Source organism: Bradyrhizobium sp. ORS 285 (genome assembly GCF_900176205.1).
Classification (GTDB): Bacteria; Pseudomonadota; Alphaproteobacteria; order Rhizobiales; family Xanthobacteraceae; genus Bradyrhizobium.
This window is the reverse complement of sequence record NZ_LT859959.1, coordinates 5,966,136-5,990,552: the sequence shown is the minus strand read 5'-3', so window position 1 is coordinate 5,990,552 and position 24,417 is coordinate 5,966,136. Positions and strand designations below refer to the sequence as shown.

At 66.0% G+C, this 24,417-nt stretch carries 27 protein-coding genes and 1 pseudogene; 16 read left to right on the top strand and 12 right to left on the bottom strand.

The features are described 5' to 3' along the window. The first annotated feature begins 55 nt into the window (after positions 1 to 55). A complete protein-coding gene (locus BRAD285_RS26920) occupies positions 56 to 346 on the top strand; it encodes a DUF4282 domain-containing protein (RefSeq protein ID WP_035644382.1) in 291 nt (96 codons plus the stop codon). Between the two features lie 19 nt (positions 347 to 365). On the opposite strand, the gene ychF is transcribed toward BRAD285_RS26920, so the two are convergent. The 4 genes from ychF to BRAD285_RS26900 form a co-directional block, all read right to left on the bottom strand. Next, positions 366 to 1,463, bottom strand: coding sequence for a redox-regulated ATPase YchF (gene ychF / locus BRAD285_RS26915; protein ID WP_006609264.1), 1,098 nt, complete (start codon positions 1,461 to 1,463; stop codon positions 366 to 368). A gap of 42 nt (positions 1,464 to 1,505) precedes the next feature. After that, positions 1,506 to 2,111 carry an aminoacyl-tRNA hydrolase gene (gene pth / locus BRAD285_RS26910; RefSeq protein WP_006609263.1) on the bottom strand — a complete coding sequence of 202 codons (606 nt, stop codon included), beginning with the start codon at positions 2,109 to 2,111 and terminating at the stop codon, positions 1,506 to 1,508. A gap of 73 nt (positions 2,112 to 2,184) precedes the next feature. Further along, complete coding sequence (locus tag BRAD285_RS26905; protein ID WP_083846314.1) at positions 2,185 to 2,886, bottom strand: 50S ribosomal protein L25/general stress protein Ctc; 702 nt, start codon at positions 2,884 to 2,886, stop codon at positions 2,185 to 2,187. Between the two features lie 189 nt (positions 2,887 to 3,075). Next, complete coding sequence (locus BRAD285_RS26900; RefSeq protein WP_006609261.1) at positions 3,076 to 3,366, bottom strand: accessory factor UbiK family protein; 291 nt, start codon at positions 3,364 to 3,366, stop codon at positions 3,076 to 3,078. A 242-nt stretch (positions 3,367 to 3,608) separates the two neighbouring features. Here BRAD285_RS26900 and lgt point away from each other — a divergent pair, with 242 nt between their 5' ends. The 7 genes from lgt (at position 3,609) to BRAD285_RS26860 (ending at position 9,777) form a co-directional block, all read left to right on the top strand. Next, the gene (gene lgt, locus BRAD285_RS26895) at positions 3,609 to 4,466 is read left to right on the top strand and encodes a prolipoprotein diacylglyceryl transferase (protein ID WP_006609260.1); all 858 of its coding nucleotides are present in this window, start codon (positions 3,609 to 3,611) and stop codon (positions 4,464 to 4,466) included. Continuing rightward, entirely contained in the window at positions 4,463 to 5,590 is a 1,128-nt protein-coding gene (locus BRAD285_RS26890; protein WP_006609259.1) for a class I SAM-dependent methyltransferase, read from the top strand. The genes lgt and BRAD285_RS26890 overlap by 4 nt, the downstream gene beginning before the upstream one ends. Before the next feature lie 20 nt (positions 5,591 to 5,610). After that, the gene (gene pgeF / locus BRAD285_RS26885) at positions 5,611 to 6,357 is read left to right on the top strand and encodes a peptidoglycan editing factor PgeF (RefSeq protein ID WP_006609258.1); all 747 of its coding nucleotides are present in this window, start codon (positions 5,611 to 5,613) and stop codon (positions 6,355 to 6,357) included. A 123-nt stretch (positions 6,358 to 6,480) separates the two neighbouring features. Then, positions 6,481 to 7,110 (top strand): hypothetical protein, encoded by a 630-nt coding sequence (locus BRAD285_RS26880; protein WP_006609257.1) that lies wholly within the window; start codon positions 6,481 to 6,483, stop codon positions 7,108 to 7,110. A 165-nt stretch (positions 7,111 to 7,275) separates the two neighbouring features. Next, entirely contained in the window at positions 7,276 to 8,229 is a 954-nt protein-coding gene (locus BRAD285_RS26875; protein ID WP_006609256.1) for a ribose-phosphate pyrophosphokinase, read from the top strand. Between the two features lie 952 nt (positions 8,230 to 9,181). Then, positions 9,182 to 9,370, top strand: coding sequence for a type II toxin-antitoxin system HicA family toxin (locus tag BRAD285_RS26865; protein ID WP_006609255.1), 189 nt, complete (start codon positions 9,182 to 9,184; stop codon positions 9,368 to 9,370). A 5-nt stretch (positions 9,371 to 9,375) separates the two neighbouring features. Continuing rightward, a complete protein-coding gene (locus BRAD285_RS26860; RefSeq protein WP_006609254.1) occupies positions 9,376 to 9,777 on the top strand; it encodes a type II toxin-antitoxin system HicB family antitoxin in 402 nt (133 codons plus the stop codon). Positions 9,778 to 10,293: 516 nt separating this feature from the next. Here the strand turns inward: BRAD285_RS26860 and BRAD285_RS26850 are convergent. Beyond that, positions 10,294 to 10,812, bottom strand: a complete 519-nt coding sequence (locus BRAD285_RS26850) for a transposase (protein ID WP_006609251.1) — start codon at positions 10,810 to 10,812, stop codon at positions 10,294 to 10,296. Between the two features lie 277 nt (positions 10,813 to 11,089). On the opposite strand from BRAD285_RS26850, the gene BRAD285_RS36695 reads away from it, so the two are divergent. Next, complete coding sequence (locus BRAD285_RS36695) at positions 11,090 to 11,290, top strand: SEC-C metal-binding domain-containing protein (protein ID WP_006609250.1); 201 nt, start codon at positions 11,090 to 11,092, stop codon at positions 11,288 to 11,290. A 358-nt stretch (positions 11,291 to 11,648) separates the two neighbouring features. Here the strand turns inward: BRAD285_RS36695 and uvrB are convergent, their stop codons facing one another. The 4 genes from uvrB to BRAD285_RS26825 form a co-directional block, all read right to left on the bottom strand. After that, positions 11,649 to 14,735 (bottom strand): excinuclease ABC subunit UvrB, encoded by a 3,087-nt coding sequence (gene uvrB, locus BRAD285_RS26840; RefSeq protein WP_006609214.1) that lies wholly within the window; start codon positions 14,733 to 14,735, stop codon positions 11,649 to 11,651. A gap of 175 nt (positions 14,736 to 14,910) precedes the next feature. Next, positions 14,911 to 15,093, bottom strand: coding sequence for a hypothetical protein (locus BRAD285_RS26835; RefSeq protein ID WP_006609215.1), 183 nt, complete (start codon positions 15,091 to 15,093; stop codon positions 14,911 to 14,913). Positions 15,094 to 15,276: 183 nt separating this feature from the next. Continuing rightward, a complete protein-coding gene (locus BRAD285_RS26830) occupies positions 15,277 to 15,489 on the bottom strand; it encodes a hypothetical protein (RefSeq protein WP_035644345.1) in 213 nt (70 codons plus the stop codon). Positions 15,490 to 15,555: 66 nt separating this feature from the next. Continuing rightward, positions 15,556 to 16,479 (bottom strand): LysR substrate-binding domain-containing protein, encoded by a 924-nt coding sequence (locus tag BRAD285_RS26825; RefSeq protein ID WP_006609217.1) that lies wholly within the window; start codon positions 16,477 to 16,479, stop codon positions 15,556 to 15,558. Positions 16,480 to 16,571: 92 nt separating this feature from the next. Between BRAD285_RS26825 and BRAD285_RS26820 the strand changes: the two genes are divergently transcribed. The 3 genes from BRAD285_RS26820 to BRAD285_RS26810 are packed head-to-tail and all read left to right on the top strand — an operon-like array spanning position 16,572 to position 18,302. Further along, complete coding sequence (locus BRAD285_RS26820; RefSeq protein ID WP_006609218.1) at positions 16,572 to 17,333, top strand: sulfite exporter TauE/SafE family protein; 762 nt, start codon at positions 16,572 to 16,574, stop codon at positions 17,331 to 17,333. Between the two features lie 7 nt (positions 17,334 to 17,340). Then, entirely contained in the window at positions 17,341 to 17,574 is a 234-nt protein-coding gene (locus BRAD285_RS26815; RefSeq protein WP_006609219.1) for a hypothetical protein, read from the top strand. A 32-nt stretch (positions 17,575 to 17,606) separates the two neighbouring features. Continuing rightward, positions 17,607 to 18,302, top strand: a complete 696-nt coding sequence (locus tag BRAD285_RS26810) for a glutathione S-transferase family protein (RefSeq protein ID WP_006609220.1) — start codon at positions 17,607 to 17,609, stop codon at positions 18,300 to 18,302. Here the strand turns inward: BRAD285_RS26810 and BRAD285_RS26805 are convergent. After that, positions 18,299 to 19,081 (bottom strand): crotonase/enoyl-CoA hydratase family protein, encoded by a 783-nt coding sequence (locus tag BRAD285_RS26805; protein ID WP_006609221.1) that lies wholly within the window; start codon positions 19,079 to 19,081, stop codon positions 18,299 to 18,301. The two genes, BRAD285_RS26810 and BRAD285_RS26805, sit on opposite strands and share 4 nt — an antisense overlap. 97 nt (positions 19,082 to 19,178) lie before the next feature. On the opposite strand from BRAD285_RS26805, the gene BRAD285_RS26800 reads away from it, so the two are divergent. Further along, positions 19,179 to 19,787, top strand: coding sequence for a TetR/AcrR family transcriptional regulator (locus BRAD285_RS26800; protein WP_006609222.1), 609 nt, complete (start codon positions 19,179 to 19,181; stop codon positions 19,785 to 19,787). A gap of 25 nt (positions 19,788 to 19,812) precedes the next feature. Here BRAD285_RS26800 and BRAD285_RS26795 read toward each other — a convergent pair. Then, positions 19,813 to 20,478 (bottom strand): annotated as a pseudogene (locus BRAD285_RS26795) (HAD family hydrolase); the annotation flags it as partial. Beyond that, positions 20,475 to 20,717, bottom strand: a complete 243-nt coding sequence (locus BRAD285_RS26790; protein WP_371507255.1) for a cysteine-rich CWC family protein — start codon at positions 20,715 to 20,717, stop codon at positions 20,475 to 20,477. The gene BRAD285_RS26790 and the pseudogene BRAD285_RS26795, both read right to left, overlap by 4 nt. Before the next feature lie 122 nt (positions 20,718 to 20,839). On the opposite strand from BRAD285_RS26790, the gene BRAD285_RS26785 reads away from it, so the two are divergent. The 3 genes from BRAD285_RS26785 (at position 20,840) to BRAD285_RS26775 (ending at position 24,059) form a co-directional block, all read left to right on the top strand. Continuing rightward, complete coding sequence (locus tag BRAD285_RS26785; protein ID WP_006609225.1) at positions 20,840 to 22,369, top strand: DUF1800 domain-containing protein; 1,530 nt, start codon at positions 20,840 to 20,842, stop codon at positions 22,367 to 22,369. Continuing rightward, entirely contained in the window at positions 22,366 to 23,589 is a 1,224-nt protein-coding gene (locus BRAD285_RS26780) for a DUF1501 domain-containing protein (RefSeq protein ID WP_006609226.1), read from the top strand. Before BRAD285_RS26785 ends, BRAD285_RS26780 begins: the two co-directional genes overlap by 4 nt. A gap of 149 nt (positions 23,590 to 23,738) precedes the next feature. Then, the gene (locus BRAD285_RS26775) at positions 23,739 to 24,059 is read left to right on the top strand and encodes an antibiotic biosynthesis monooxygenase (protein WP_006609227.1); all 321 of its coding nucleotides are present in this window, start codon (positions 23,739 to 23,741) and stop codon (positions 24,057 to 24,059) included. Positions 24,060 to 24,417 lie beyond the last annotated feature (358 nt).

The following is a 24,417-nucleotide window of genomic DNA, read 5'->3' as shown; positions in this document are numbered from 1 at the left end:
AGCAGGACTTAAAGACGGTTGTGCGTTGCGATTCGGAAGGTGCTGGGGGATCAGGATGTTGGAATTTCGCGATTTGTTCCAGTGGGACCGCTTCATCACGCCCACCATCATCAAGACGTTTTATTGGCTGGTGATCGTGCTGATCATCCTGTCGGGCATTCGCGGCGTTTTCACGGGCCTGTCCGAGATGGCGATCAGCCCGTTCGGCGGTTTCCTGATGCTGCTGTCGTCACTCGCCGGCATCATCGTCGGCATGGTGTTCTCGCGCATCATCGCGGAGTTCGTGCTGATCGTCTTCCGCATCAACGAGCATCTCGGCGCGATCCGCGAGCAGGGGCGGATGTAGTCCGCCCCATGCGGCGCCGTTAGTTGTTGAAGCGGAAGTGCATCACGTCGCCGTCGGCGACCACATATTCCTTGCCCTCGAGCCGCAACTTGCCGCCCTCGCGCGCGCCTGCTTCACCGCCAAGCGCCACGTAGTCGGCATAGGCGATCGTCTCGGCGCGGATGAACCCCTTCTCGAAATCGGTGTGGATGACGCCCGCCGCCGCCGGCGCCTTGGTGCCGCGGTGGATGGTCCAGGCACGCGCCTCCTTCGGACCGACCGTGAAGTAGGTGATCAGGTCGAGCAGCTGATAGCCGGCGCGGATCAGCCGGTCGAGGCCGGCCTCTTCGAGCCCTAAAGTATCCAGGAAGTCGACGCGCTCCTCGCGCGACAGGGTCGCGATCTCCGATTCGATCTTGGCCGAGATCACCACGGCGATCGCGCCCTCCTCCTTGGCGCGCGCGAACACCGCCTGCGAGAAGCTGTTGCCGTCCTTGGCCGAGCCTTCCTCGACGTTGCAGACGTAGAGCACCGGCTTCGAACTCAACAGGCCGAGCATGCCGAAGGCGCGCTCCTCCTCCGGCTTGCGCTCCAGCAGCCGCGCCGGCTTGCCGTCGCGCAGCAGAACCAGCGCGCGGGTGACGAGGTCGTGCTGCTCCTTGGCGTCCTTGTCGCCGCCCTTGGCCTTCTTGGCGAGATTGTCGACGCGCTTTTCGAGGCTGTCGAGATCGGCGAGCATCAGCTCGGTCTCGATGGTCTCGATGTCGGCGAGCGGCGCGATCTTGCCCTCGACATGGGTGATGTCGGAATCCTCGAAGCAGCGCACGACATGCGCGATCGCGTCGACCTCGCGGATGTTGGCGAGAAACTGGTTGCCGAGGCCTTCACCCTTGGAGGCGCCACGCACGAGGCCGGCGATATCGACGAAGGTCAGCCGCGTCGGAATGATCTGGCCGGACTTGGCGATCGCCGCGAGCTTCTCAAGCCGCGGATCGGGCACGGCGACCTCGCCGACATTCGGCTCGATGGTGCAGAACGGATAGTTCGCCGCCTGCGCCGCCGCCGTCTCCGTCAGCGCGTTGAACAGCGTCGACTTGCCGACGTTGGGCAGGCCGACGATCCCGCATTTGAATCCCATGATCCGTCTCGCATCCTCTTCGAGGCAACAACCGCGCGCGCCTCACGCGGCGCCGGCGTCGCCCTTGTCCAGAAAACCTTTGGCCTGCAACGCCAGATGCACCTTGTTGGCGAAGGTGGAGTCGCGCTTGCCCGTCAACAATTCAGCATTGTCGGCCACCGCCTCGCACAGCGCCTCGACCCAGGGCATCTCGCTCTTGGCGAAGTCCGACAGCACGTGGCCGTGCACCAGCTCCTTGACGCCGGGATGGCCGATGCCGAGCCGGACGCGGCGATAGTCGTTGCCGAGATGCGCGGAGATCGAGCGCAGCCCGTTATGTCCGGCAATGCCGCCGCCGACCTTGACGCGCAGCTTGCCCGGGGCAAGCTCGAGTTCGTCCTGAAACACGGTGACGTCGCCGACGCCGAGCTTGAAGAAGCTGGCGGCTTCCTGCACCGCGCGGCCGGATTCGTTCATATAGGTGGTCGGCTTCAGCAGGATGACGCGCTCGGAGTCGAGCGTGCCTTCGGAGGTCTCGCCCTGAAACCGGCGGCGCCAGGGCGAGAAGCGGTGGCGCCGGGAAATCTCGTCCACGGCCATGAAGCCGATATTGTGCCGGTTGCGCGCATATTTCGCGCCGGGATTGCCGAGACCGACGAACAGCAGCATGGCGCGGCACCGGGACCTGCCGTCGCTTTCGGAGCGCGCGAGGTAAGCCCGCGCGCCCCGACAGCGGATCGGCTTACTTCTTCTTCTCGGGGGCCTTGGCGGCGGCAGCAGGGGCCTTCGCGGCGGCGGCAGGAGCCTTGGCGCCGGCAGCCGGAGCGGCAGCAGCGGGAGCCGCGGCAGCGCCAGCAGCGGCTTTCTGCTCCTCGCCATAGCCCGACGGCGGCACGATGGTGACGAGCGTCGAGTCATCGCGCGACAGCGTCTTGACGCCGGTCGGCAGCTTGACGTCGGAGATGTGCAGCGAGTGGTTGATTTCCAGCGCGCTGACATCGGCCTCGATGAACTGCGGGATGTTCTCCGCGAGGCACTCGAGGTCCAGCGTGTGGGTCACGATGTTGACCGTGCCGCCACGCTTCACGCCCGGCGCGCCTTCCGAGCCCACCACGTGCAGCGGTACGCTGACGCGGATGGTCGCGCCCTGGCCGAGCCGCATGAAGTCGACGTGGATCGGGAAGTCCTTGACCGGATCGAGATGGAAGTCGCGCGGGATCACCCGGTGCTTCTTGCCGTCGAGGCTGATGTCGAAGATCGTGGTCAGAAACCGGCCGGCGAGGATGCGCTGGCGCAGCTCGCGGTCTTCCACCGAGATCGGCAGGGGGGGCTGGTTGTCTCCATAAATCACTCCGGGCACTCTCCCGGCGCGACGCTCTGCCCGTGCGGCCCCCTTGCCGACTGACGGACGGGCGGTCGCCTTCAGTTCTCTGACGGTCGCCATCTTGCTCAAGTCCTTGTTTTAAAAAGTTAAAGGCCGCAATGCGGCCCGTTGCTGGACGGTCCTTCGGCAAGCCTCCAGGGGTGCGGGGGCCGCGGACGTGGCGGCGTTCTAGCGGCAAACCCGGGAAATGACAAGGAAATGAAGGGGCCGATGGCCCCATGCTTCCGCCCCGCGGCTGTCCGCCCGGCCTCAGCCGTCCGCGCTGCCGGTGCCCGGTTGACCGCCGGCCGCCCCGCCCAGCTTGGCCTCGAGCGCCGCGATCCGGGCCTTCAGCGCCTCGTTCTCCTCGCGGGCGAGCCGGGCCATGTCCTTGACTGCCTCGAACTCCTCGCGCTTCACGATGTCCAGGTCGTTCAGGATCTTTTCGGCCTGGTTGCGGATGACGGAGTCGACCTCCCGCTTCATGCCCTGCGCGGCGCCGGCGGCGTCGTTCATCAGGCGGCCGATCTCGTCGAAAAACCGGTTGTTGGTCTGGGTCATGCTCAAACTCCGCTCTCCGCGACGCGCTCGATCACAGAATGGCGATCCATCCCGCCGCCTTCAAGATGGGCCCGTCTTGTCACGCCGCGGTTTCCTTGTCATCGTACTTGTTGCGTCGGCCCGCCGCGCTGTATGAGCGGCCCTGGACGGCATCGCGCCGCCCCTGCGGCGAGGGCCTGTTCAAAGCCCGTCTCGCTCGCGTGCGTCCGGACAACGGAACGCGTGCCCACGAAAGCCTGTGAATGACGCCTCTCCTCATCGACTTCCCCGTGTTCGATCCCGTGGCGATCGCGGTCGGCCCCCTGGCGATCCGCTGGTACGCGTTGGCCTATATCTGCGGGATCGTGATCGGCTGGCTCTATGCCCGCTCGCTGCTCAAGAAGGAGCGGCTGTGGGGCGGCCCGGCGCCGGTGTCGCTGATCCAACTCGACGACTTCATCCTGTGGGCCACGCTCGGCATCATCCTCGGCGGCCGCACCGGCTACGTGCTGTTCTACAACCTGCCGCACTTCATCAAGCACCCGCTCGAGATCTTGCAGCTGTGGAATGGCGGCATGTCGTTCCACGGCGGCTTCATGGGCTGCGTCGTCGCGGTGATCTGGTTCGCCCGCCGCAACGGCCTGCCGATCCTGTCGCTCGGCGACATCACCACCGCGGTTGCCCCGATCGGCCTGCTGCTCGGCCGCATCGCCAACTTCATCAACGGTGAATTGTGGGGCCGCCCGGCCGATTCCAGCGTGCCCTGGGCGATGATCTTCCCGCGCGATCCGACCCATCTGCCGCGCCATCCGAGCCAGCTCTACGAGGCCGGTTTCGAAGGCATCGTGCTGTTCATCGTGCTCGCGATCATGATCCGGTTCGGCGCGTTGAGGCGCCCGGGCCTGATCCTCGGCAGCTTCATCGGTCTTTATGGTGTGGCCCGCATCGTCAGTGAGTTTTTCCGCGAGCCGGACGAGCAGCTCGGCTTCTTCTGGCGCCATCTCACCATGGGCATGATCCTGTCGGTGCCGATGCTGATCGTCGGCGCGATCCTGGTGATCAGGGCGCTGCGCAAGCCCGGTGTTCATCACGCCACTCCCGCGCTGCAGGCCCAGCCGTGATCGAAACCTCTCCGCTCCACACCGAGCTCAAGCGGCTGATCAAGGCGTCGGGACCGATGCCGGTCTGGCGCTACATGGAGCTGTGCCTGACGCATCCGGAGCACGGCTACTACATCGCGCGCGATCCGCTGGGACGCGAGGGCGACTTCACCACTGCGCCGGAGGTGAGCCAGATGTTCGGCGAGCTGCTCGGCCTGTGGGCGGCCTCGATCTGGAAAGCCTCGGGTTCGCCGCAGCAGTTCCGGCTGATCGAGCTGGGGCCGGGCCGCGGCACCATGATGTCGGATGCGCTGCGCGCGCTGCGCGTGCTGCCGCCGCTCTACCAGACGATCTCGGTGCACCTCGTCGAGATCAACCCGGTGCTGCGTGAGAAACAGAAGGCGACCTTGACCGGCCTGCGCAACGTCACCTGGCACGACAATTTCGACGACGTGCCGGAGGGGCCGAGCGTCATCTTCGCCAACGAGTATTTCGACGTGCTGCCGGTGCACCAGGTGGTGAGGCGCGAAACCGGCTGGCACGAGCGCGTCGTCGAGCTCGATGAGGAGGAGAACTTCGTCTATGGCACGGCCGCGGACCCGACGCCGGGCTTCGAGCTGCTGCTGTCGCCGCTGGTGCGCGCCGCTCCGTCGGGCGCGATCTTCGAATGGCGGCCGAACACCGAGATCATGGCGATCGCCAAGCGCATTCGCGAGCAGCGCGGCGCCGCGGTCATCATCGACTACGGCCATGTCCGCAGCGATGTCGGCGACACCTTCCAGGCGATCGCCCGGCACAGCTTTGCCGACCCGCTGAAGACGCCGGGGCTCGCCGACATCACCGCGCATGTCGATTTCGATGCGCTGGCGCGGTCGGCGGAAGCGGTCGGCGCGCGTGTTCATGGGCCGATCACCCAAGGTGAATTCCTGCAGCGGCTCGGCATCGAGACGCGGGCGCTGACCCTGATGCAGAAGGCCTCGCCCGAGGTCTCCGCCGACATTGCGAGCGGGCTGAAGCGCCTGACCGGCGGCGGCCGCGACGGCATGGGCTCGCTGTTCAAGGTGCTCGGCGTATCCGACCCGGGGATTCCGATGCTCGCGGGGATCAGCGACGAGCACACGAGCGAGAAGACGGGAGGCGCATGATGCTGGTGTCATCGGATGTGATGTCCGCAATCCCCGGCCTGCGCCACGCCTTCTTCACCCGGGAGGGCGGAGTGTCCGACGGCATCTATGCCGGCCTCAATGGCGGGCTCGGATCCAACGACGTGCCGGAGGCCGTGCGGGAAAACCGTCGCCGGATGGCGGCGCAGATGGGCGTCGCGCCCGAGCAGTTCCTCAGCGTGCATCAGATCCACTCGCCTGACGTCGTGGTGGCGACCGGTCCGTGGGACGGCGCCGTCAGGCCGAAGGCGGATGCCCTGGTCACCGCCACGCCCAATCTCGCGATCGGCGTCACCACGGCCGACTGCGGGCCGATCCTGTTCGCCGATCCGCACAAGCGCGTCGTCGGCGCGGCGCATGCCGGCTGGAAGGGCGCGTTGACCGGCGTGCTCGAAGCCACGCTGCAGGCGATGGAAGAGCTCGGCGCCGAGCGCGGACAGATCATCGCCGCGATCGGTCCCCTGATCCGGCAGCCGAGCTACGAAGTCGGGCCTGAGTTCGTCACCCGCTTCATCGACGACGATGCCGAGCATGCGCGCTTCTTCTTGCCAGCCGAGCGAGAGGGGCACGCGATGTTCGATCTCGGTGGCTTCATCCGGATGCGGCTGCAAAAAGCGGGTGTGCTGCTGATCGATGACCTCGGCCTCGACACCTATGCCGACGAGCGCTTCTTCAGTTACCGCCGCTCCGTGCACCGTCAAGAACCGGACTACGGCCGGCACGTGCACGCGATCATGCTCGAAGGCTGAAGCTGGGCGCCATTGTGGCTGCATGTGGATTGCTTAACCCTTTCTCTACAACTGACGACGTTCTGTCCCAATCTGTGGCAGCGGCGACCTAGACGTTAATCGATTTTAACGATATCGCTCCCGATGATGAGGGGAGCGCCGACACCACTTCGACTGATCAGCCGCGCTGCGCAGCACGCCTGCGTTGCCGCTTTGCTGATCGCGTCCGCCGCAACGCTCGCAGGCTGTGCCGGCAGCGGCAGCAGTGGTCCTGCGAACGCCTACGCCATGGCGCCGTCGTCCGACGGCGCCACCATCGCTTTCGAGCAGATCGACGGCCCGCCGCCGCAGATCTTCGACCGCATGGTGAGCGTGCTCGACAGCGAGTCCAAGCTGCGCAGCCTTGCGATCGTTTCGCGCGAAGCGCCGGCCGCCTATCGCGTCCGCACCTATCTCTCGGCGCAGGTCGTTAGCGGCAAGAGCGTGATCGCCTGGGTGTTCGACGTCTACGACCGCAATCAGCAGCGCGCTCTCCGGATGTCCGGCGAGGAGCCGATCGGCCGTGGCGGCCGCGATCCCTGGGGTGCCGTGGACGACATGGTGCTGAGAAAGATCGCGCAGGCCGGCTTCAGCGGGCTCAGCAACATGCTGAACGGCGCCCCTGCCGGGACCACGCCTCCTGCGGCGCCAGCCTCGCGCGGCCCCGCGATCGCAGCCGCCGAGCCGGCCGCCGACGGCACCAGCGTCGCCGCCCTCGGCTACACCGACCATTAGGCAAAGCGGCGCATTTTGCGCCGTTTTTTGACCGGGAAAACACAAGCGGCGGGTTGCCAGCCGCGCTATGTCCTTGATATCACCTCGCCCGTGTAAAACCGCCGGTTCCACGGATAGTCCGATATGCTGAACAAGGTCTCCAGCGAGACGCGAGGAGAAATCGCGATGTCGGCCAAGAACGGCTCCATCAAACTCGTCGCCGGCAACTCCAATCCGCCTCTCGCCGCGGCCATCGCGTCCGAGCTCGGCCTGCAGCTGACCAAGGCCGTGGTCCGGCGCTTCGCCGACATGGAGATCTTCGTCGAGATCCAGGAGAACGTCCGCGGCTCCGACGTCTTCATCATCCAGTCGACGTCCTATCCGGCCAACGACCTTCTGATGGAGCTTCTGATCATCACCGATGCGCTGCGCCGCGCCTCCGCGCGCCGCATCACCGCCGTGGTTCCGTATTTCGGCTACGCCCGGCAGGATCGCAAATCCGGCTCGCGCACGCCGATCTCGGCCAAGCTGGTCGCCAACCTCATCACTCATGCCGGCGTCGACCGCGTCATGACGCTCGATTTGCATGCCGGCCAGATCCAGGGCTTCTTCGACATCCCGACCGACAATCTGTTCGCCGCGCCGCTGATGGTGCGCGACATCAAGGATCGCTTCGACCTCTCCAACGTCATGGTGGTGTCGCCCGACGTCGGCGGCGTGGCGCGCGCTCGCGGCCTCGCCAAGCGCATCAACGCGCCGCTCGCCATCGTCGACAAGCGCCGCGAGCGTCCCGGCGAGTCCGAGGTCATGAACGTGATCGGCGACGTCTCCGGCCACACCTGTATCCTGATCGACGACATCGTCGATTCCGGCGGCACGCTGGTGAACGCCGCCGATGCGCTGCTCAAATACGGGGCCAAGGACGTCTACGCCTACATCACCCATGGCGTGCTCTCCGGCGGCGCCGCGACCCGCATCAGCTCGTCGCGGCTGAAGGAGCTCGTCATCACCGACTCCATCCTGCCGACCGAAGCCGTCCGCGGCGCCCCGAACATCCGCGCCCTCCCGATCGCCCCGCTGATTGCCGAAGCCATCGGCCGCACCGCGGCGGAGGAGTCGGTGTCGAGTTTGTTCGACTGAGTAGTCGCCCCATCCTGTCGGACTTCGTCTGATCGGCTGACCTCGGTAGAACGTGCATCTTGCCATCGCGGGAAGATGTGGGCCCCGGCTGTCCCGAAGGCCACCGCTGTCGTCCCGGCGAACGCCGGGACCCATACCCCCAGGGTGCGGATCGAGGCACGCTGGCCGTAGGCTTTCTGCTCATCATGACCGCCGCGGCGTATGGATCCCGGATCGGCGTCGCAACGCGCTGCCGCGCGCTGCGGCTTGTCCGGGACGACAGGGGAGGGTGGGGCGCATTCATGGCTCCAACGACGATCTGCATCAGCAATCGACACCGCGGACGCGTCGCCTCGTTCTCGCGGCGCATCTCGCACCCGAGCTTTGATCTCGGCATCGCCCTCCACAGAGAAGGGCGCAGGGAAGGCCGGGCGCTGGCCGCGCCCGTGGCCCGCCTGCGGAAATAAATGCAGGCGGCAGGTACCACAGGTCTGGCCGAGCACGCCCGGCCTTCCCTGCGCGATGGTTTTACGATTTATACGCGATCTCCCTGGGGACCGGCTGTCTTGCCCCCATCACCTGCACGCCGCGCTCAGCGCACCGCCCGCAGGCTTGACCTCAGCACCGGGAGGCCAGGACCACGCGACTTCACCGTGCGTGCCGGATCGTTCGTCGGCGCGGCATCCGCCACGCTGCGACCCGACACACCCACCGCATTCCGCTGCCGACGTCCGTGACGACCGCGATACGTCCCCTCCGACGCAACGGAACGAGCGGGACTTTACTGCTGATTTGCCGAAGCCGTCAACATAATTATCGTTATCCGAAACGGCACGCAGGGTCTGTCGCAAGGCTGTCTAAGCCGTGGCGTGTGACGATACTCGGGAGCAGCGATACAAAGACCGGAAGCGGACGGCCGGAATTCCTTCAGACCACGTTGACGCGCCAAGCCCGTGTGTGTATAAATACACACATGAACAGTCGGGACGTGATCTCGGTTCTGCAACGGGACGGGTGGGTTCAAATCGCCCAGAAGGGCAGCCACGTCCAATTCAAGCATCCGTCCAAAAAGGGACGAGTGACCGTTCCTCATCCGTCGCGAGACCTCCCGATCGGCACGCTGAAAAGCATCGAGAAGCAAGCAGGTCTCAAGCTGAGGTGAGCAGCATGCGGTACTACATCGGTCTCATTCACAAGGATGCTGATAGCCATTTCGGCGTCTCATTTCCGGATTTGCCCGGCGTCGTGACAGCGGGGACAACTCTGGATGACGCGCGGGTGATGGCCGAGGAAGCCCTGGCGTTACATATCGAAGGTCTCGTCGAGGACGGCGAAGCCATTCCCGAGCCATCCTCACTGGAGCAGATCATGTCCCATCGAACCAACCGCTCCGGCGTCGCTGTTCTCGTTCCAGCCAAGGTCGAGCAGTCCAGGGCAGTGCGCGTGAATGTCACGCTGCCCGAAGACGTGCTGGCCCAAATCGATCGCTATGCCGAAGCGCACGGCTTTACCCGGTCCGGGTTGTTGGTGCAGGCGGCCAAAAAGCTCATGACGGACGAGGCGGCCTGACACGCCTTCAGGAGGCGATCTGGCGCGCCGAGCAGTTCAAGGCCGGCTCAGCGACCAAGCCGTATGGCTGTGCCGAACTCGGAGCAAAGCAGAACTTCCAGTATCGTGCTCATCTCAGGAACAAGGGTACCATAGGTCATACGAGCATGTGAGCCGAACAAGCCACGCATGTACTCGCCGTAGTGGTAGACGGCCCTGACATTCGGACCCAGTCGCCCGAGAGCCCGTTCGATGTCATGGCCCGTTCCCGGTGGCCCCGGCACGAAGACGGCGGAGATCAGCGACGATAGAACGCTCTCGATGATCGCTCCCTCGCCGAGGATCAACTCGGCACGACGGACACATTCCTCGATATGTCCTCGGCCGTATCGTCACGGACCTGAAGCAGAACGTGGCACACCCTCGTCATTGCCGGCGGGGGTTTCGACACGTCGCCATGCTCGAGGGCACGCAGCGCACTCTTCGACATGAAGGCGCCGAAGGCCGAGCGGATACGTCGCTTGGTCAACCAGCTCATTACCAATCATAACCTGCAGCGGCCACCGGCCCAATCGCTGGAAAAAGCCCAGCGCGCACGTCGCGATGAAATGACGAATGAGGCCATTCGACCACGCTGCTGACCAGACCATGCTTCACTGGATTGATGTAGCAATGCTCCACGTGTCGGGCATAATCATCCTCGTCGCGTATGAGATGCTCCCAAAATCGGCGCTGCCAGATGCCCCGCTCTCCATTTGCGAGACGAGCCGGGCTTAGGCGTTCAGTTCTTGGCAACTCCCGTGCGAAGCGATTTTTGATCAGCCGCCAGCGCGTTGAAAAGTCGGCATCATCAGGCGGTAGCGTCCAGACTGCGTGCAGATGATCGGGCATGACAACGAAGGCATCGATTTTGAAAGGGTATCTCTCCCGAGTCGCAGCTATGGCCGAACGCCAGAGATCGATATGTTCGATCAGCAGACCAAGACGCCGATCGAGGAGGTTGACGGTGAAGAACCAACAACCGCCTGGAACGAATGCGCGACGATAGTTGGGCATGGACTCGAAGCCAACGTCGAGATGATGGATGGCCTACCGATGCGGCTGAGTGGAGACAAGAGCCGACGACAGCTGAGCGTCTGTGGCGGCGGATTACGGCTTCGCCTAATCCGCCCTACGCATTCCACTCCGTAGGGCGGATTAGCGCAGCGTAATCCGCTATGCTCGACAAGGATCAACGGCTAGGCTTCCCAGCAGCAACGCAAGCTGCTACCGAAGTCTTCTCGCGGCAATCAGGCTGCGCCTCAAACGATGGAGGCCATCATGCGCAAGATCGATGATCTCGACAACCTCCCCAGCTTTCAGCGTCACGCGTAAGCGGCGGAATTCCTATCCCTCAGAAACGCATGTGAAGCGTGGACGGCGCTTCGTTCACGGCGATGTCGAGCTCAGCGAGAAGCTCGGCCGCAACGATCTCTGCCCATGCGGCTCCGGACGCAGGTTTCAAGGCCTGCTGCATGACGTCCGGACGCTATGACGGCGTCAACCGCGACGACTACTTTCAGGGAGTAGGGCGGTTAGTGGCGCGAGGGGCTGACACGTAGGTCCGATGGCCCTTCCGCGGAGTTGCGCTTGTGCCATGCCCCTCACCCGGATTGCTGCGCAATCCGACCTCTCCCCGCAAAGAGCGGGGAGAGGTTGCACCGCCTGCGCCGACAACAATTGCCCCAATGAACCGGCCAATTCTTCAACGTGATCCGAGCTATTGCCGCGCCAACGGTGCGCTCCCTCTCCCCGTCCTTCACGGGGAGAGGGTTGGGGTGAGGGGCGACCGCACGGGCAGTATGAGTTGCGAGTTCGTCGGTGTGAGCTTGCCCGAGGCGCGGTAGGCGCAACTACCGCTTCTTCCACCCACCGCGCTTCCCTGGTGCGCCGCCGGTCGATCGTGGTGCGGGGCCGAATTCCGGGCCGGACTCCCGCGAGTTGGTTGGCTGGATGATCTTGCTGCTGCTGCCGAAAGGTTTGGGCGGCAGCTTGGCGTTGGGGCGGTAGGGCAGGGACTCTGGGCCGTGCATCTCGTCGAGATGGGGCTTGTGGACCTTGGAGCCGCTGCTTGAGCCGCCGCTGAGGATATCGTCGAGCGATGGCGCGAGCGGGTCGCGGGGCTTCATCCTACCCCGGCCGCCCTTGGCGGCCGACCCTCCCCCTCCAGGGGAGGGTGAAGAGGCCGCGCGGTCGCCGCGGCCCTTCATCGCAGCCGTCGGTAGATTGGCGGCGTCGCCGTATTTCTTGGCGCCGGCGTAAGAGCCGGCCTTGTCCTGCACGGTGCGCTGCTTGGCGGTGGGGTCGTCGACGACGGCGAGCTCGGTGGCGCGCAGGCGCTTGACTTCGTCGCGGAGGCGGGCGGCTTCCTCGAAGTTCAGGTCGGCGGCGGCCTCGCGCATGCGGGTTTCGAGGTCGGCGAGCACGGCCTCGAAATTGTGGCCGATCGAGATGACGTCGTCGGTGGTTGTGCCGCCGCCGGTTTCGATCAGCACGTGGTCGCGCTCATAGACCGAGTTGAGGATGTCGCCGATCGACTTCTTCACGCTCTCCGGCGTGATGCCGTTGAGCGTGTTGTACTCCATCTGCTTCTCGCGGCGGCGCGTGGTCTCGGCCATCGCGCGCTCCATCGAGCCCGTGACCTGGTCGGCATAGAGGATGACCTTGCCGTCGACGTTGCGCGCGGCTCGGCCGATGGTCTGGATCAGCGAGGTCTCGCTGCGCAGGAAACCTTCCTTGTCGGCGTCGAGGATCGCGACCAGAGCGCATTCGGGAATGTCGAGGCCCTCGCGCAGCAGGTTAATGCCGACCAGCGCGTCGAACGCCCCGAGGCGAAGGTCGCGGATGATCTCGATGCGCTCGATGGTGTCGATGTCACTGTGCATGTAGCGGACGCGGATGCCCTGCTCGTGCAGATATTCGGTGAGGTCCTCGGCCATGCGCTTGGTCAGCACCGTGATCAGCGAGCGATAGCCCTTCTGCGCTGTGGCGCGGACCTCGCCGAGGAGGTCGTCGACCTGGGTGCGGGCGGGCCTGATATCAACGGGCGGGTCGATCAGTCCGGTCGGACGGATGACCTGCTCGACGAACACGCCGCCGGCCTCGTTGATCTCCCAGGCCGCAGGAGTAGCTGACACTGCGACCGTCTGCGGCCGCATCATGTCCCATTCCTCGAAGCGCAGCGGGCGGTTGTCCATGCAGGAGGGCAGGCGGAAGCCGTATTCGGCCAGCGTCGCCTTGCGGCGGAAGTCGCCGCGGAACATGCCGCCGATCTGCGGCACGGTGACGTGGCTCTCGTCGGCGAAAACCAGCGCGTTGTCGGGGACGTATTCGAACAACGTCGGCGGCGGCTCGCCGGGCAGGCGTCCGGTGAGATAGCGCGAGTAGTTCTCGATGCCGGCGCAGCTGCCGGTCGCCTCCATCATCTCCAGATCGAAGGTGGTGCGCTGCTCCAGCCGCTGCGCCTCGAGCAGGCGGCCTTGCGCGTGCAGCTGGTCGAGCCGCATCCTCAATTCGGATTTGATCGACTTCATCGCCTGCACCAGGGTGGGGCGCGGCGTGACATAGTGCGAATTGGCGTAGACCTTGATGAACTCCAGCTCGTCCTGCTTGTGGCCGGTGAGCGGATCGAACTCCTCGATGTTCTCCACGGTGTCGCCGAACAGGTTCACGCGCCAGGCGCGGTCCTCATAGTGCGCCGGGAAGATGTCGATGACGTCGCCGCGGACACGAAAGGTACCGCGGGTGAAATCGTGCTGCGTGCGCTTGTATTGCAGGGCGACGAGGTCGGCGATCAGCTGGCGCTGGTCGATGCGCTCGCCCTTCTTCAGCGCGAAGGTCATCGCGGTGTAGGTCTCGACCGAGCCGATACCGTAGATGCAGGACACCGAGGCGACGATGATGACGTCGTCGCGCTCCAGCAGCGCGCGCGTCGCGGCGTGGCGCATGCGGTCGATCTGCTCGTTGATCGAGGAGTCCTTCTCGATATAGGTATCGGTGCGCGGGACGTAGGCCTCGGGCTGGTAGTAGTCGTAATAGGAGACGAAGTACTCGACCGCGTTGTCCGGGAAGAAGCTCTTGAACTCGCCATAGAGCTGCGCGGCGAGCGTCTTGTTCGGCGCGAGGATGATCGCGGGACGCTGCGTCGCCTCGATCACCTTGGCCATGGTGTAGGTCTTGCCGGAGCCGGTGACGCCGAGCAGCACCTGGGTGCGGTCGTTGCGCGCGATGCCCTCGACCAGCTCCTTGATCGCCTGCGGCTGGTCGCCCTTGGGCTCGTAGGCCGACTTGATCTCGAAGCGGACGCCGCCTTCGCTCTTTTCCGGGCGCGGCGGGCGATGCGGGGTCCAGACGCGCAGCGAGCCGTCGTCCTTGCGGAACTCAGGACGCCCCTCGCGGATCAGCGACTCCAGCGCTTCCGCCGTGGCCTTGACGCCGAGCGCCTCCATCTTGCTGCGCGGCGGGCGGGCGAGGGCTTCATCGTCATCCTCGGCCGTGGGCAGGCCGAGCTGCCGCGCCAGTTCCGGATCGAGCGTGGGGATGGTGGCGGCGGTGCCGTAATTGGCCTGCGGCGCTTCGGAGAGGCCCGTTGCTTCGTCGCTCTCATCGGCGGCTTGGCTCGAACGCGCGCCGGCCGGCTGCGGATTCGGCCGCAGCGGCATCGCGCGCTCCGAGCCGTCACGCGTCGCGAGGTCCTCGCTCTTGCTCTTGGTCGAGGCCCGCGCACGATGCGCTGCCGCCTCGCCGCCGCTGCGCCGGTCCCAGGAATTGTCCGGCGGAGGCTTCAGTCCCGTTGATGAGCCGATGCCGCTCTCGCCGCGGTTGATGGCGGGGTTGAGCAACTCGGCAAGCGCCGGCGCGATCGGCTGAACGTCCGGACGGTGCGCCTTGGATTTCGGTGTACGGCCGGGCTTTTTGGGAGTGTCGGGGGTCTTCGCCATGGGCCGAATATGGGACCGATGGGGCCGACATGAAAGAGTGAACGCGCCTTGTCACCAGCCCTGCTGACAGCATGGTGGCAGCAGCTATGGGCAAGCCGCTCCGCTCATTTCCGGCGATCGCCCTGGGGAAGCGACCGCCGGAGCAATGGTTCGGCGCGATGGCGCCGCCGGATGGTTAATGCCGGGTGGGCGGTTCGACGATGTCGAGATGGACGCCGTGGCAGGCCACGCATTGCAGCGCCCAGTATTCCGAGCCGCCGCGGCCATTGATGACGCTGAGGATGCTCAGTTCCGCATCACAGTCCGGGCATCGCGTGCGAACCGAAAAAGCGAGGTGTTTGACGGCAGGCTCAGCCATGAATTGCAGTCCGCATTACGAATACACTCGGCATTTCGAATTGGCGTTGTGAATGTCGGTTGGAACCGTCTTCAGCGAAGGTGGATGCATCGAAGCGGTACTCTCGGAGATTGTTCCACGCCGCGCTATCCGTCTTTTCCCGGGGTTCGTTCGATATCCTCCGTCGGCTGCAAATTCGTCGCACTATCCCCAGCGTTTCCGGAACCGGTCGATGTGGCTCTTGGCATCGGCAACCGCCATGTCTGCATCCGACCAGGCAAAGCCGACTTCGAGAGAGGGAAACGAGACACCATTGATCACCACGGGAGTCATGTCTGCGCGGCGAATCCGCGCGTGCCACAAGCCCTTTCCTGCTTCGAACGGCTCGATGGCGAAGTCCTCGTACAAGTACGTCATTGCCCAGTCCTGGATATCCCGAACGGCAATGACAGCATGAATACGTCTGGCCAAGTGTGAACGGGTTCACACGGCAGCGTCTTTTTTGCCAGTATCTTTCCGTTGCGCGTTCCGTGTGGCGGATTGCGCGGCGGCCCGCATGATCCAGCGCCGAAACGCGGTGAAATCGCGCCGTCCGGCCTGGAAGCTGCGATAGACCAGGTACCAGCGCTCGCCTTTTGGGACGGTCAGCGCGAACGGTGCAACCAGGCGTCCGGCCGCGAGATCGTCGTCGATGTAGGGACGGATGCCCATCGCGACGCCGAGCCCGTCGATGGCCGCCTGCAGCGCATGGCCGTAATACTGAAACTCCGTACCTCGCGCGGTGATGCGCGTAACGCCGGCGGCCTTCAACCAGAGTGACCAGTCCTCGGCCGCGTGCGACACGCGTAGCAGGCTGGGGCCCTTGAGATCGGCCGGCCGCTTCAGCGTCGCGGCCAGCCGCGGCGTGCACACCGGCAGCAGGTCGGCCGCGAACAGCGGCTCGGCGACCAGGCCCGGCCAGGCGCCGTCGCCGAGCTTGATGCCGCAGCTCCAATCGTCGCCGAACGGCACCGCCGCGCCGCCGGTGGTGATGCGCACCTCGATGTCAGGCTCCTCGGTGCTGAAATCAGCGAGCCGCGGGATCAGCCATTTCATCGCGAATGTGGGTCCGACGCCGAGCGTCAGCACGCGCATCGCCGACGGCGCCATGATCTGCGCGGTCAGGCTCGACAGCGCATCGAAGATCGGCGTCAGCCCGCTCTGATAGGCACGGCCGGGCGCGGTCAGCGCGAGCCGGTTGGCCTTGCGCTCGAACAGCACGACGCCGAGCCGCTGCTCCAGCAGGTTGACCATGCGGCTGATTGCGGCGGCGGACACGCTGAGCTCGCTGCCGGCCGCTGCGAAGCTGCCTGTGCGCGCCGCCGCCTCGAATGCCTTGATGCCGTTCAGGAACAGAAGCCGCCGCATGCGAGCCCTCAGGAAAGCTGATGGAGGGCAAGATAACTCGGTTTGCGCTATCGCCGCCAGTGCGAGATCCTTGCGGGCAGAGGAGATCAGCCATGACGCCGGTTTTGATTGCAGCGCTCGGATTGCTGATGGTCGCGACGGCGTTCCTGTCGGGCCTGTTCGGCATGGCCGGCGGGCTGATCCTGATCGGCGTGCTGCTCGCGCTGATGCCGCTACCGGCGGCGATGGTGCTGCACGCGATCACGCAGATGGCCTCCAATGGCTGGCGCGCGGTGCTGTGGCGCCGCCACATCCGCTGGCGGCCGGTCGCGGTCTATCTGATCGGCTGCGCGCTGGCGCTCGGCGCCTGGTCGCTGGTGCACGTGCCGGACAAGCCGGCGGCGCTGCTGCTGCTCGGCGTCACGCCGTTCATGGCGCGGCTGATGCCGGCCTCGCTGAAGCCCGATCCGGAGAGCGTCTGGCAGGGCGCGACCTACGGCATGATCTGCATGGGGCTAATGCTGATGACCGGCGTGTCCGGCCCGCTGCTCGACACCTTCTTCCTCGGTGCGCGGTTCGACCGCCGCTCGATCGTCGCCACCAAGGCGACCTGCCAGGTCGCGAGCCATCTCACCAAGCTGATCTATTTCGGCGGGATCATCGACCAGGCCGCAAGCCTCGATCCGCTGCTCGCAGCCGTCGCGATCGCAGCATCCGTGCTCGGCACGACGCTGGCGCGGCGGCTGCTGGAGGCAATGAGCGAGCAGCAGTTCCGCACCTGGGCCAGCCGGATCATCACGGCGGTCGCGAGCTACTACATCCTCTATGGCGGCTGGCTGCTGCTGCTCGCGCAGCGCTCCGTCGCAGCCGAATGAGGGACGCATGAGCACGGATCCGCTGGTGCTGGATTTCGTCGAATGGATCGCGCGCGAGCCGCGCAGCCATGCCGAGGTGGTCGCGACCTGGCGTACCAGCTGCCCGCGGCTGACGGTGTGGGAGGATGCCGCCGATCTCGGCTATGTCGCGCGCGAGGCGATCGCCGGCCTAGGCCTCTGCATCGTCGTCACCGCGACCGGCACGCAGCTGCTGCGCGACAACGGCCGTATCCTCAGCTAGACTCGATCCACCAAAGGGAGGATCGACCGGGCATGGCACTGAAGCTGTTCGAACTCGTGGGCACCGATGCGGGGCGGCCGTTCAGCCCATTCTGCTGGCGCACGCGCATGGCGCTGGCGCACAAGGGCCTGAGCGCAGAGACGATCCCCTGGCGCTTCACCGAAAAGAGCGCGCTGGCGCCGCATGGTGCGGAGAAGGTGCCGGTGATGCTCGATGGCGAGCGGGCGGTGGTCGATTCCTGGGTGATCGCCGGCTATCTCGAAGACACTTATGCCGATCGTCCCTCGCTGTTCGGCGGCGCCGGCGGCCGCGCGATGGCGCGCTTCATGAACGCCTGGGGTGACATCACTGTCGTCGGCGGCATCTTCCCGCTGATCATCGCTGATATCCCCAAGAACCTGGCCGCCGAGGACGCGGCGTATTTCCGCGCCTCGCGCGAAGCGCGGCTTGGCAAGAGCCTGGAAGAGATCATGGCGCCCCGCGACCAGGCGGTCATCGGCTTCCGCAGATCGCTGGAGCCGCTGCGCCAGACCTTGAAGGCGCATCCCTTCATCGGCGGCCATGCGCCTGACTATGCCGACTACATCGTGTTCGGCGGCTTCCAATGGGCGCGCGTGGTGAGCCCGTTCAAGCTGCTGGAGGAGACTGACAGCGTCTACGCCTGGCGCGAGCGGCTGCTCGACGCCTTCGACGGGCTGGCGCGGAAGTCGCCGGGATATCCGGTCTAGGACGCCGGCGACCGGCGGTCGCGCCACGCCGCCAGACCTTCGCCCAACTCGCGGCCGCCGACGAGGCGTGCGAACTGCTCGCTTTCGACATCAAGCCCTTCGCCGATCGTCATGTTGAGGCCGCGCGTCGTCGCGGTGATCACGCTGGCGACGGCGTCGGGACCGTGGCGGATGATGCGTTGGGCGAGCGCGCGCGCCGCGGGCAGCAGCTGGTCGTGCGGCACGATCGCGTTAATGAGGCCGATCTCGAAAGCGCGCTGGGGCGTGAACGCATCGCCGGTCAGCAGCAATTCGAGCCCGCGCTTGCGGCCGACCAGGCGCGGCAGCCGCTGCGTGCCGCCGAAGGTCGGCGGCATGCCGAGCCGGATCTCCGGCTTGGCGAAGCTGGCGCGCTCGCTGGCGACCGCCAGATGCACGGCCTCGGTGATCTCGCAGCCGCCGCCGAAGGCAAGCCCGTTCACGGCGGCGATCACCGGCTTGCGGAATGCCTCCAGCCGCGCGGTCATCGCCTGGCCGCGCCGCACGAAGTCGCGCAGCGCGACGGCGCGGCCCTGGCTGACGCTCTCCGAGAATTCATGAATGTCGGCGCCGGCCGAGAAGGCGCGCTCACCGGCGCCGGTCAGGATCACGGCCCTGATGCCGGGCTCGGTCTCGATGCGGTCGAGCGCGGCCATCAGCGCGTCGATCAGGGCGTAGCTCAGCGCATTCAGCCGCTGCGGCCGGTTGAGCGTGAGCAGGGCGGTGTGATCGGAGACGTGAAGCAGAACGGGATCGGTCATGGCGGCGCCTCGCTGGCTGGCAGATGGTGCAGCGAAGACTAGGCGCGAGGCCAAGCGAGGTATATTCACTGGTGAGTATACATCGCCGAGCGCTGCCATGGCCCGTTCCTCCGATCCCACCCGTGCGCGTATTCTCGCTGCGGCGAACAAGCTGTTCTATGCCGACGGCATCCGCGCCGTCGGCGTCGATGCGGTGGCCGAGAAGGCCGGTATCACCAAGAAGACGCTGTACTACCATTTCCGCAGCAAGGACGACCTCGTCGCGGCCTATCTCGCCGCGCGTGACCAGCCGAACCTGGCGCTGTTCAAGCGCTGGTTCGATGAGGCCGAAGGCGCCTTGCCTGAGAAGATTGCAGCGATCTTCCGTCATCTCGCCGAGTCCGCGCGGCACCCGAAGTGGCGCGGTTGCGGCTTCCTGCGCACGACGGCGGAGCTCGCCAATCTGCCCGGTCACCCCGCGATCAAGATCGGCGCCGCGCACAAGAAGAAGTTCGAGGCCTGGCTGCGGGCGATTTTCGAGGAGGCCGGCATCGAACGTGCAGCCGAACTGGCACGCCAGATGCTGCTGCTGCTCGACGGCTCGTTCGCGGTCGTGCTGCTGCATCGGGATGCCAGCTACATGGAGACCGCGGGCGAGGCGGCGCGAGCGTTGGTCGCGGCGGCGTTGCCGCGGCGAACGAGATCCACGGCGGCGCGTGCGCGCTAGCTCGGGGTCGGCTCGTCGGCACCGGCTGCAAGCGCATGCCGAGCATCTCGCGGACAGCATCGAGATGCGGCAGCACGGCTACGCATTTGTCGCGCGACTGCTCGGTCGGCGGCACGATGTCCGGCACCATCAAGGTGATCGCGCCTGCCGCGTGCGCCGCCGCGACGCCGGGATTGGAGTCCTCGATCGCGACGCAGGCCGGCGCCCGCGTGCGCAGCCGCTCGGCGGCGAGCAGATAGAGATCCGGGTGCGGCTTGGCGCGGCTGACATCGTCGCGCGTCAGAACCGCATCGAAGCGATGGTCGATCCCCGCGAGCCGAAGATGCTCGGCCGCCGTGCTGCGCGACGACGAGGTGACGACGGCCTTGGGCAGGCCGGCCGCCTCGATCGCATCGAGCAGGTCGATCACGCCGCGCTTCAGCGGCATGCCCGCATGCAGGATCTCCGCGGTCTTCGCGGCGAACAGGCGGTTGACTTCGATCAGCGGAAAGTTGTCGCCGAAATGATCGCGCAGGGTGCGCTCATTGTCGGGACCGGGAATGCCGATCATCGCGTGGCAGAGTTCGACGACGCCGTCGCGGTAGCCGAGCGCATTCATCGCCGCGATGGAGGCTTCGAGATAGACCTTCTCGGTGTCGAGCAGGGTGCCGTCCATGTCGATCAGGACGGCTTCGACGTGCCAGCGTGTCACGATGTCGGCTCCGAGTCGCGGGCCAGCTTCGTCAGACAATTGCTGCACAGGCAGTCCTTGAACCGGCTTTGCCCGTCTTTCGGCAGCGGCAGGCGAACGCTCTCGTCGAAGCACCAGCACGCGCCGCCGGGATCGCAGCTGAATTCCGTGCCGCAGGACTCGCAGATGAGCTGTCGCGCGGTCACGTTTGCTAAACGATTTGTCACGTTCGGAACCACGTTCGGCCGGTCCTTTTTCATGTCCGGTTCATCTGGTGGGGCAAGTATAGTGCGCAGCAATACCGGGCGCCAGCACACCGGCATCGAACCTGTTCATGATGCTGGCGCACTCAGTCTGACGCAGCATTCGATGAGGCTTTGGCATGGCCCGTGATCCCCAGGCGGCCCTCGTGGCGTTGAACCGCTTCGGCTTCGGCGCGCGCGGCGGTGCTTCGGGTGATCTCCTCAATGCGGCGTCGGATCCGCGCGGCTTCGTCAAGGCGGAGCTGCTGCGGCCGAGCGGTGCTCTGCTCGAGGTCCCCGGTCTGCAGCCGACGCCCGCGCTGGCCGAGGCCGTGTTCGCCTACCAGGAGGAGGTCAAGCGGGCGCGCGAAGCCGCGGCGAAGTCGGCCGCCGAGACGCCGGCGGCGGAGCAGCCCGGCCAGACCCGCCTGTCGACGAACGGCGCCGACGCTCCGATGACCGCAACGGCCTCGGCTGCACCGACCACAGGCGCCAGCATGGCCCCTGCTGCGGGAGAGGCGGCACAGGCCAAGCCTGCTCAGCCGCAGCAGCCCCCGAACGTGGTGCAGAAGACCTTCCGCGCCGAAGCGCTGGCGCGGCTGCAGCGCGCGGTGCTCGCCGATTGTGGCTTCACCGAGCGTCTGGTGGCGTTCTGGTCGAACCATTTCTGCATCTCCGCAGGCAAGGGCGAGCTGGCGCGGATGTGGGCCGGTTCGTTCGAGCGCGAGGCGATCCGGCCGCACGTGCTCGGGCGCTTCGCCGACATGCTGAAGGCGGTCGAGCAGCATCCGGCGATGCTGTTCTTTCTCGACAACCAGGAATCGCTCGGCCCTGACTCGCGCGCCGGCCAGAACCGCAAGCGCGGCCTCAACGAGAACTTGGCGCGCGAGATCATGGAGCTGCATACGCTCGGCGTCGGTGGCGGCTACACGCAGGAGGACGTGACCTCGCTGGCGCGCATCATTACCGGCTGGAGTTTTGCCGGCCGCAATGCCCGCAACGGCGCGCCGGGCAGCTTCGTGTTCAATGCCAATGCGCACCAGCCGGGGCCGCAGACCTTGCTCGGCAAGGTCTATCAGGATGACGGCGTCACGCAGGGCGAGGCCGCGCTCGCCGACATCGCGCGCCATCCCTCGACAGCGAAATTCGTCGCCACCAAGCTTGCGCGCCATTTCATCGCCGATGATCCGCCGCCGGCGCTGGTCGCGCGGCTCGAGGCCGTGTTCAAGAAAAGCGACGGCGATCTCAAGGCGGTGACGCTGGCGCTGGTCGATTCCGATGAAGCGTGGTCTGCGCCACTGACCAAGATCCGCTCGCCCTATGAGTTCCTGGTCGCCGGGGGGCGTCTCTTGGCGCGCGTGCCCGAGGATCCCGGCTTCTATCTCAACTCGCTGAACACGCTTGGCCAGCCCTTGTGGGCGCCGGCCGGTCCCAACGGATTCGCCGACAGCAATGCAATGTGGGCCGCGCCCGAGGGCATGAAGCTGCGGCTCGACATCTCGGCGCAACTCGCCGCACGGCTCGGCAACAACATCGATCCGCGTGACCTGCTCGATCTCGTCGCGGGCGAGGCGACGTCCACCGAGACGCGGCGCACGATCGAGCGCGCGGAATCGCGCCAGCAGGCGCTGGCGCTGCTGTTGATGGCGCCGGAATTCCAGAGGAGATGACGATGGAGCGGATCACGACCTCGCTGTTGACCTCGCGACGGCAATTGATGTTGGCCGGCGCCTCCTTTGCCGCCTGGGCGTATTTGCCCAAATTCGCCCGCGCGGCCGACGCGCGCGATCCACGGCTGATCGTCGTCATCCTGCGCGGCGCGCTCGACGGGCTCGCCACGGTCGCGCCGGTCGGCGATCCCGATTATGCCGGACTGCACGGCGCCATCGCGCTCGCATCCGATGGACCGCACCCGGCGCTGCCGCTGGATTCGTTCTTTGCGCTGCATCCGTCGATGCCGGAATTCGCGCGCATGTATCGCGACAACAAGGCGGCCGTCATCCATGCGGTCGCGACGCCGTATCGCGAGCGCTCGCATTTCGACGGCCAGGATGTGCTCGAAAGCGGCTTTGCCGGTCCCGGCCGCGTGCAATCCGGCTGGCTCAACCGCGCGATGGAGGCGCTGCCGCGCGGGCCGCGCGTCTCCGGCGCGCTCGCGGTCGGACCGACCGCACCGCTGGTGCTGCGAGGCGCCGCGCCCACCGTGGGCTGGGCGCCGGTGACCCTGCCGCAGGCGGACGACGACACCGCGATGCGGCTGGTCGATCTCTACACGCATCGCGATCCCGTGCTGGCGTCGGCGCTGTCGCAGGGACTGAAGCTGGAGAAGGTCGCGTTCGGCGACGAAATGAAGCCCAAGCCAGGCGGCAACCAGATCGCGGCGATGCGCCAGGTCGCGCGTGGGGCGGCGAAGCTGATCGCGGCCGACGATGGTCCGCGCATCGCGGCGCTGGCCTTCGACGGCTGGGACACCCATGCGAACGAAGGCGGCGCAGTCGGCCGTCTTGCGCAGCTGCTCTCGGGGCTGGATGGCGCGCTCGCGGAGTTCGAAAGCGGGCTTGGCCCGCGCTGGCGCGACACGGTGGTGGTCGTCGCCACCGAGTTTGGGCGCACGGCGAAGATCAACGGCACGCAGGGCACCGATCACGGCACCGGCACGATTGCGCTGCTCGCCGGCGGCGCGGTCAAGGGCGGTCGCGTGATCGCCGACTGGCCGACGCTGAAGATGGCGAGCCTCTATCAGGGGCGTGATCTCGCGCCGACCACGGATCTGCGCGCCGTGTTCAAGGGCGTGCTCGCCGATCATCTCGGCCTCGGTGAGCGCGCGCTCGGCGACAGCGTGTTTCCCGAGAGCGCGGCCGTGAAGCCGATGAAGGGGCTGGTGGCGTAAGCCACTCAGCCGTTCGTTATCTGAGAGCGGCCCTGGGTCCGCCTTCGATCGCGCGAGAGATCGCCCCATCGGTGGCACGGTCAGCAGGCGCATCGCAGCGCAAAGTCTGCTAATCCTGGGTGCAGCGGCACATCATCCAGGAGATCAGCATGTTCATCGCCATGAATCGCTTTCGCGTCGCCAAGGGCTCGGAAGCCGCCTTCGAGCAGGTCTGGCTGTCGCGCGACAGCCATCTCGACAAGGTGCCCGGCTTCGTCGAATTTCACCTGTTGAAGGGCCCAGAGGCCGAGGACCACACGCTCTACGCCTCGCACACGATCTGGGCGTCAAAGACGGCTTTCGAGGACTGGACCAAATCCGAAGCCTTCCGCATGGCTCACAAGGGGGCGGGCGACAACAAGCCGCTCTATCTTGGACCTCCGCAGTTCGAGGGGTTCGAGGTGAAGCAGACGGTGGGCGGGAAGAAGTAAGCTGTCCGCGAAAGGTTGAGGCGCTTCCTCCTAACTTGGACGGAGTAATCTCACCCCGTTCCGCGGCTCGACATCAATGTAAACGATCGCTCAAAGCAGCACTTCCCGTGCGGCTGCCCCTCACCCCACCCCTCTCCCCGTGAAGAACGGGGAGAGGGAGCGCACCGGCGGTTTTGAAGCTGATCGGATTACACGGCCAACGCACAGAGCTGTCCCAGATAGTAGCTTCATATTAGGGACATTGAGCAGGATTGTTGCCTCCATCGACACATTGAGGCAGTCTGTCTCAGCATCGGCGACAAAACCTCTCCCCGCTCTTTGCGGGGAGAGGTCGGATTGCGCAGCAATCCGGGTGAGG

Excerpts from the sequence above, each read along its gene's own strand:
- BRAD285_RS26920 (WP_035644382.1), top strand. The coding sequence starts at position 56 with ATGTTGGAATTTCGCGATTTGTTCCAGTGGGACCGCTTCATCACGCCC.
- ychF (WP_006609264.1), bottom strand. The coding sequence starts at position 1,463 with ATGGGATTCAAATGCGGGATCGTCGGCCTGCCCAACGTCGGCAAGTCG.
- pth (WP_006609263.1), bottom strand. The coding sequence starts at position 2,111 with ATGCTGCTGTTCGTCGGTCTCGGCAATCCCGGCGCGAAATATGCGCGC.
- BRAD285_RS26905 (WP_083846314.1), bottom strand. The coding sequence starts at position 2,886 with ATGGCGACCGTCAGAGAACTGAAGGCGACCGCCCGTCCGTCAGTCGGC.
- BRAD285_RS26900 (WP_006609261.1), bottom strand. The coding sequence starts at position 3,366 with ATGACCCAGACCAACAACCGGTTTTTCGACGAGATCGGCCGCCTGATG.
- lgt (WP_006609260.1), top strand. The coding sequence starts at position 3,609 with ATGACGCCTCTCCTCATCGACTTCCCCGTGTTCGATCCCGTGGCGATC.
- pgeF (WP_006609258.1), top strand. The coding sequence starts at position 5,611 with ATGTCCGCAATCCCCGGCCTGCGCCACGCCTTCTTCACCCGGGAGGGC.
- BRAD285_RS26880 (WP_006609257.1), top strand. The coding sequence starts at position 6,481 with ATGATGAGGGGAGCGCCGACACCACTTCGACTGATCAGCCGCGCTGCG.
- BRAD285_RS26875 (WP_006609256.1), top strand. The coding sequence starts at position 7,276 with ATGTCGGCCAAGAACGGCTCCATCAAACTCGTCGCCGGCAACTCCAAT.
- BRAD285_RS26865 (WP_006609255.1), top strand. The coding sequence starts at position 9,182 with ATGAACAGTCGGGACGTGATCTCGGTTCTGCAACGGGACGGGTGGGTT.
- BRAD285_RS26860 (WP_006609254.1), top strand. The coding sequence starts at position 9,376 with ATGCGGTACTACATCGGTCTCATTCACAAGGATGCTGATAGCCATTTC.
- BRAD285_RS26850 (WP_006609251.1), bottom strand. The coding sequence starts at position 10,812 with ATGCCCAACTATCGTCGCGCATTCGTTCCAGGCGGTTGTTGGTTCTTC.
- BRAD285_RS36695 (WP_006609250.1), top strand. The coding sequence starts at position 11,090 with ATGATCTCGACAACCTCCCCAGCTTTCAGCGTCACGCGTAAGCGGCGG.
- uvrB (WP_006609214.1), bottom strand. The coding sequence starts at position 14,735 with ATGGCGAAGACCCCCGACACTCCCAAAAAGCCCGGCCGTACACCGAAA.
- BRAD285_RS26835 (WP_006609215.1), bottom strand. The coding sequence starts at position 15,093 with ATGGCTGAGCCTGCCGTCAAACACCTCGCTTTTTCGGTTCGCACGCGA.
- BRAD285_RS26830 (WP_035644345.1), bottom strand. The coding sequence starts at position 15,489 with ATGACGTACTTGTACGAGGACTTCGCCATCGAGCCGTTCGAAGCAGGA.
- BRAD285_RS26825 (WP_006609217.1), bottom strand. The coding sequence starts at position 16,479 with ATGCGGCGGCTTCTGTTCCTGAACGGCATCAAGGCATTCGAGGCGGCG.
- BRAD285_RS26820 (WP_006609218.1), top strand. The coding sequence starts at position 16,572 with ATGACGCCGGTTTTGATTGCAGCGCTCGGATTGCTGATGGTCGCGACG.
- BRAD285_RS26815 (WP_006609219.1), top strand. The coding sequence starts at position 17,341 with ATGAGCACGGATCCGCTGGTGCTGGATTTCGTCGAATGGATCGCGCGC.
- BRAD285_RS26810 (WP_006609220.1), top strand. The coding sequence starts at position 17,607 with ATGGCACTGAAGCTGTTCGAACTCGTGGGCACCGATGCGGGGCGGCCG.
- BRAD285_RS26805 (WP_006609221.1), bottom strand. The coding sequence starts at position 19,081 with ATGACCGATCCCGTTCTGCTTCACGTCTCCGATCACACCGCCCTGCTC.
- BRAD285_RS26800 (WP_006609222.1), top strand. The coding sequence starts at position 19,179 with ATGGCCCGTTCCTCCGATCCCACCCGTGCGCGTATTCTCGCTGCGGCG.
- BRAD285_RS26790 (WP_371507255.1), bottom strand. The coding sequence starts at position 20,717 with ATGAAAAAGGACCGGCCGAACGTGGTTCCGAACGTGACAAATCGTTTA.
- BRAD285_RS26785 (WP_006609225.1), top strand. The coding sequence starts at position 20,840 with ATGGCCCGTGATCCCCAGGCGGCCCTCGTGGCGTTGAACCGCTTCGGC.
- BRAD285_RS26780 (WP_006609226.1), top strand. The coding sequence starts at position 22,366 with ATGACGATGGAGCGGATCACGACCTCGCTGTTGACCTCGCGACGGCAA.
- BRAD285_RS26775 (WP_006609227.1), top strand. The coding sequence starts at position 23,739 with ATGTTCATCGCCATGAATCGCTTTCGCGTCGCCAAGGGCTCGGAAGCC.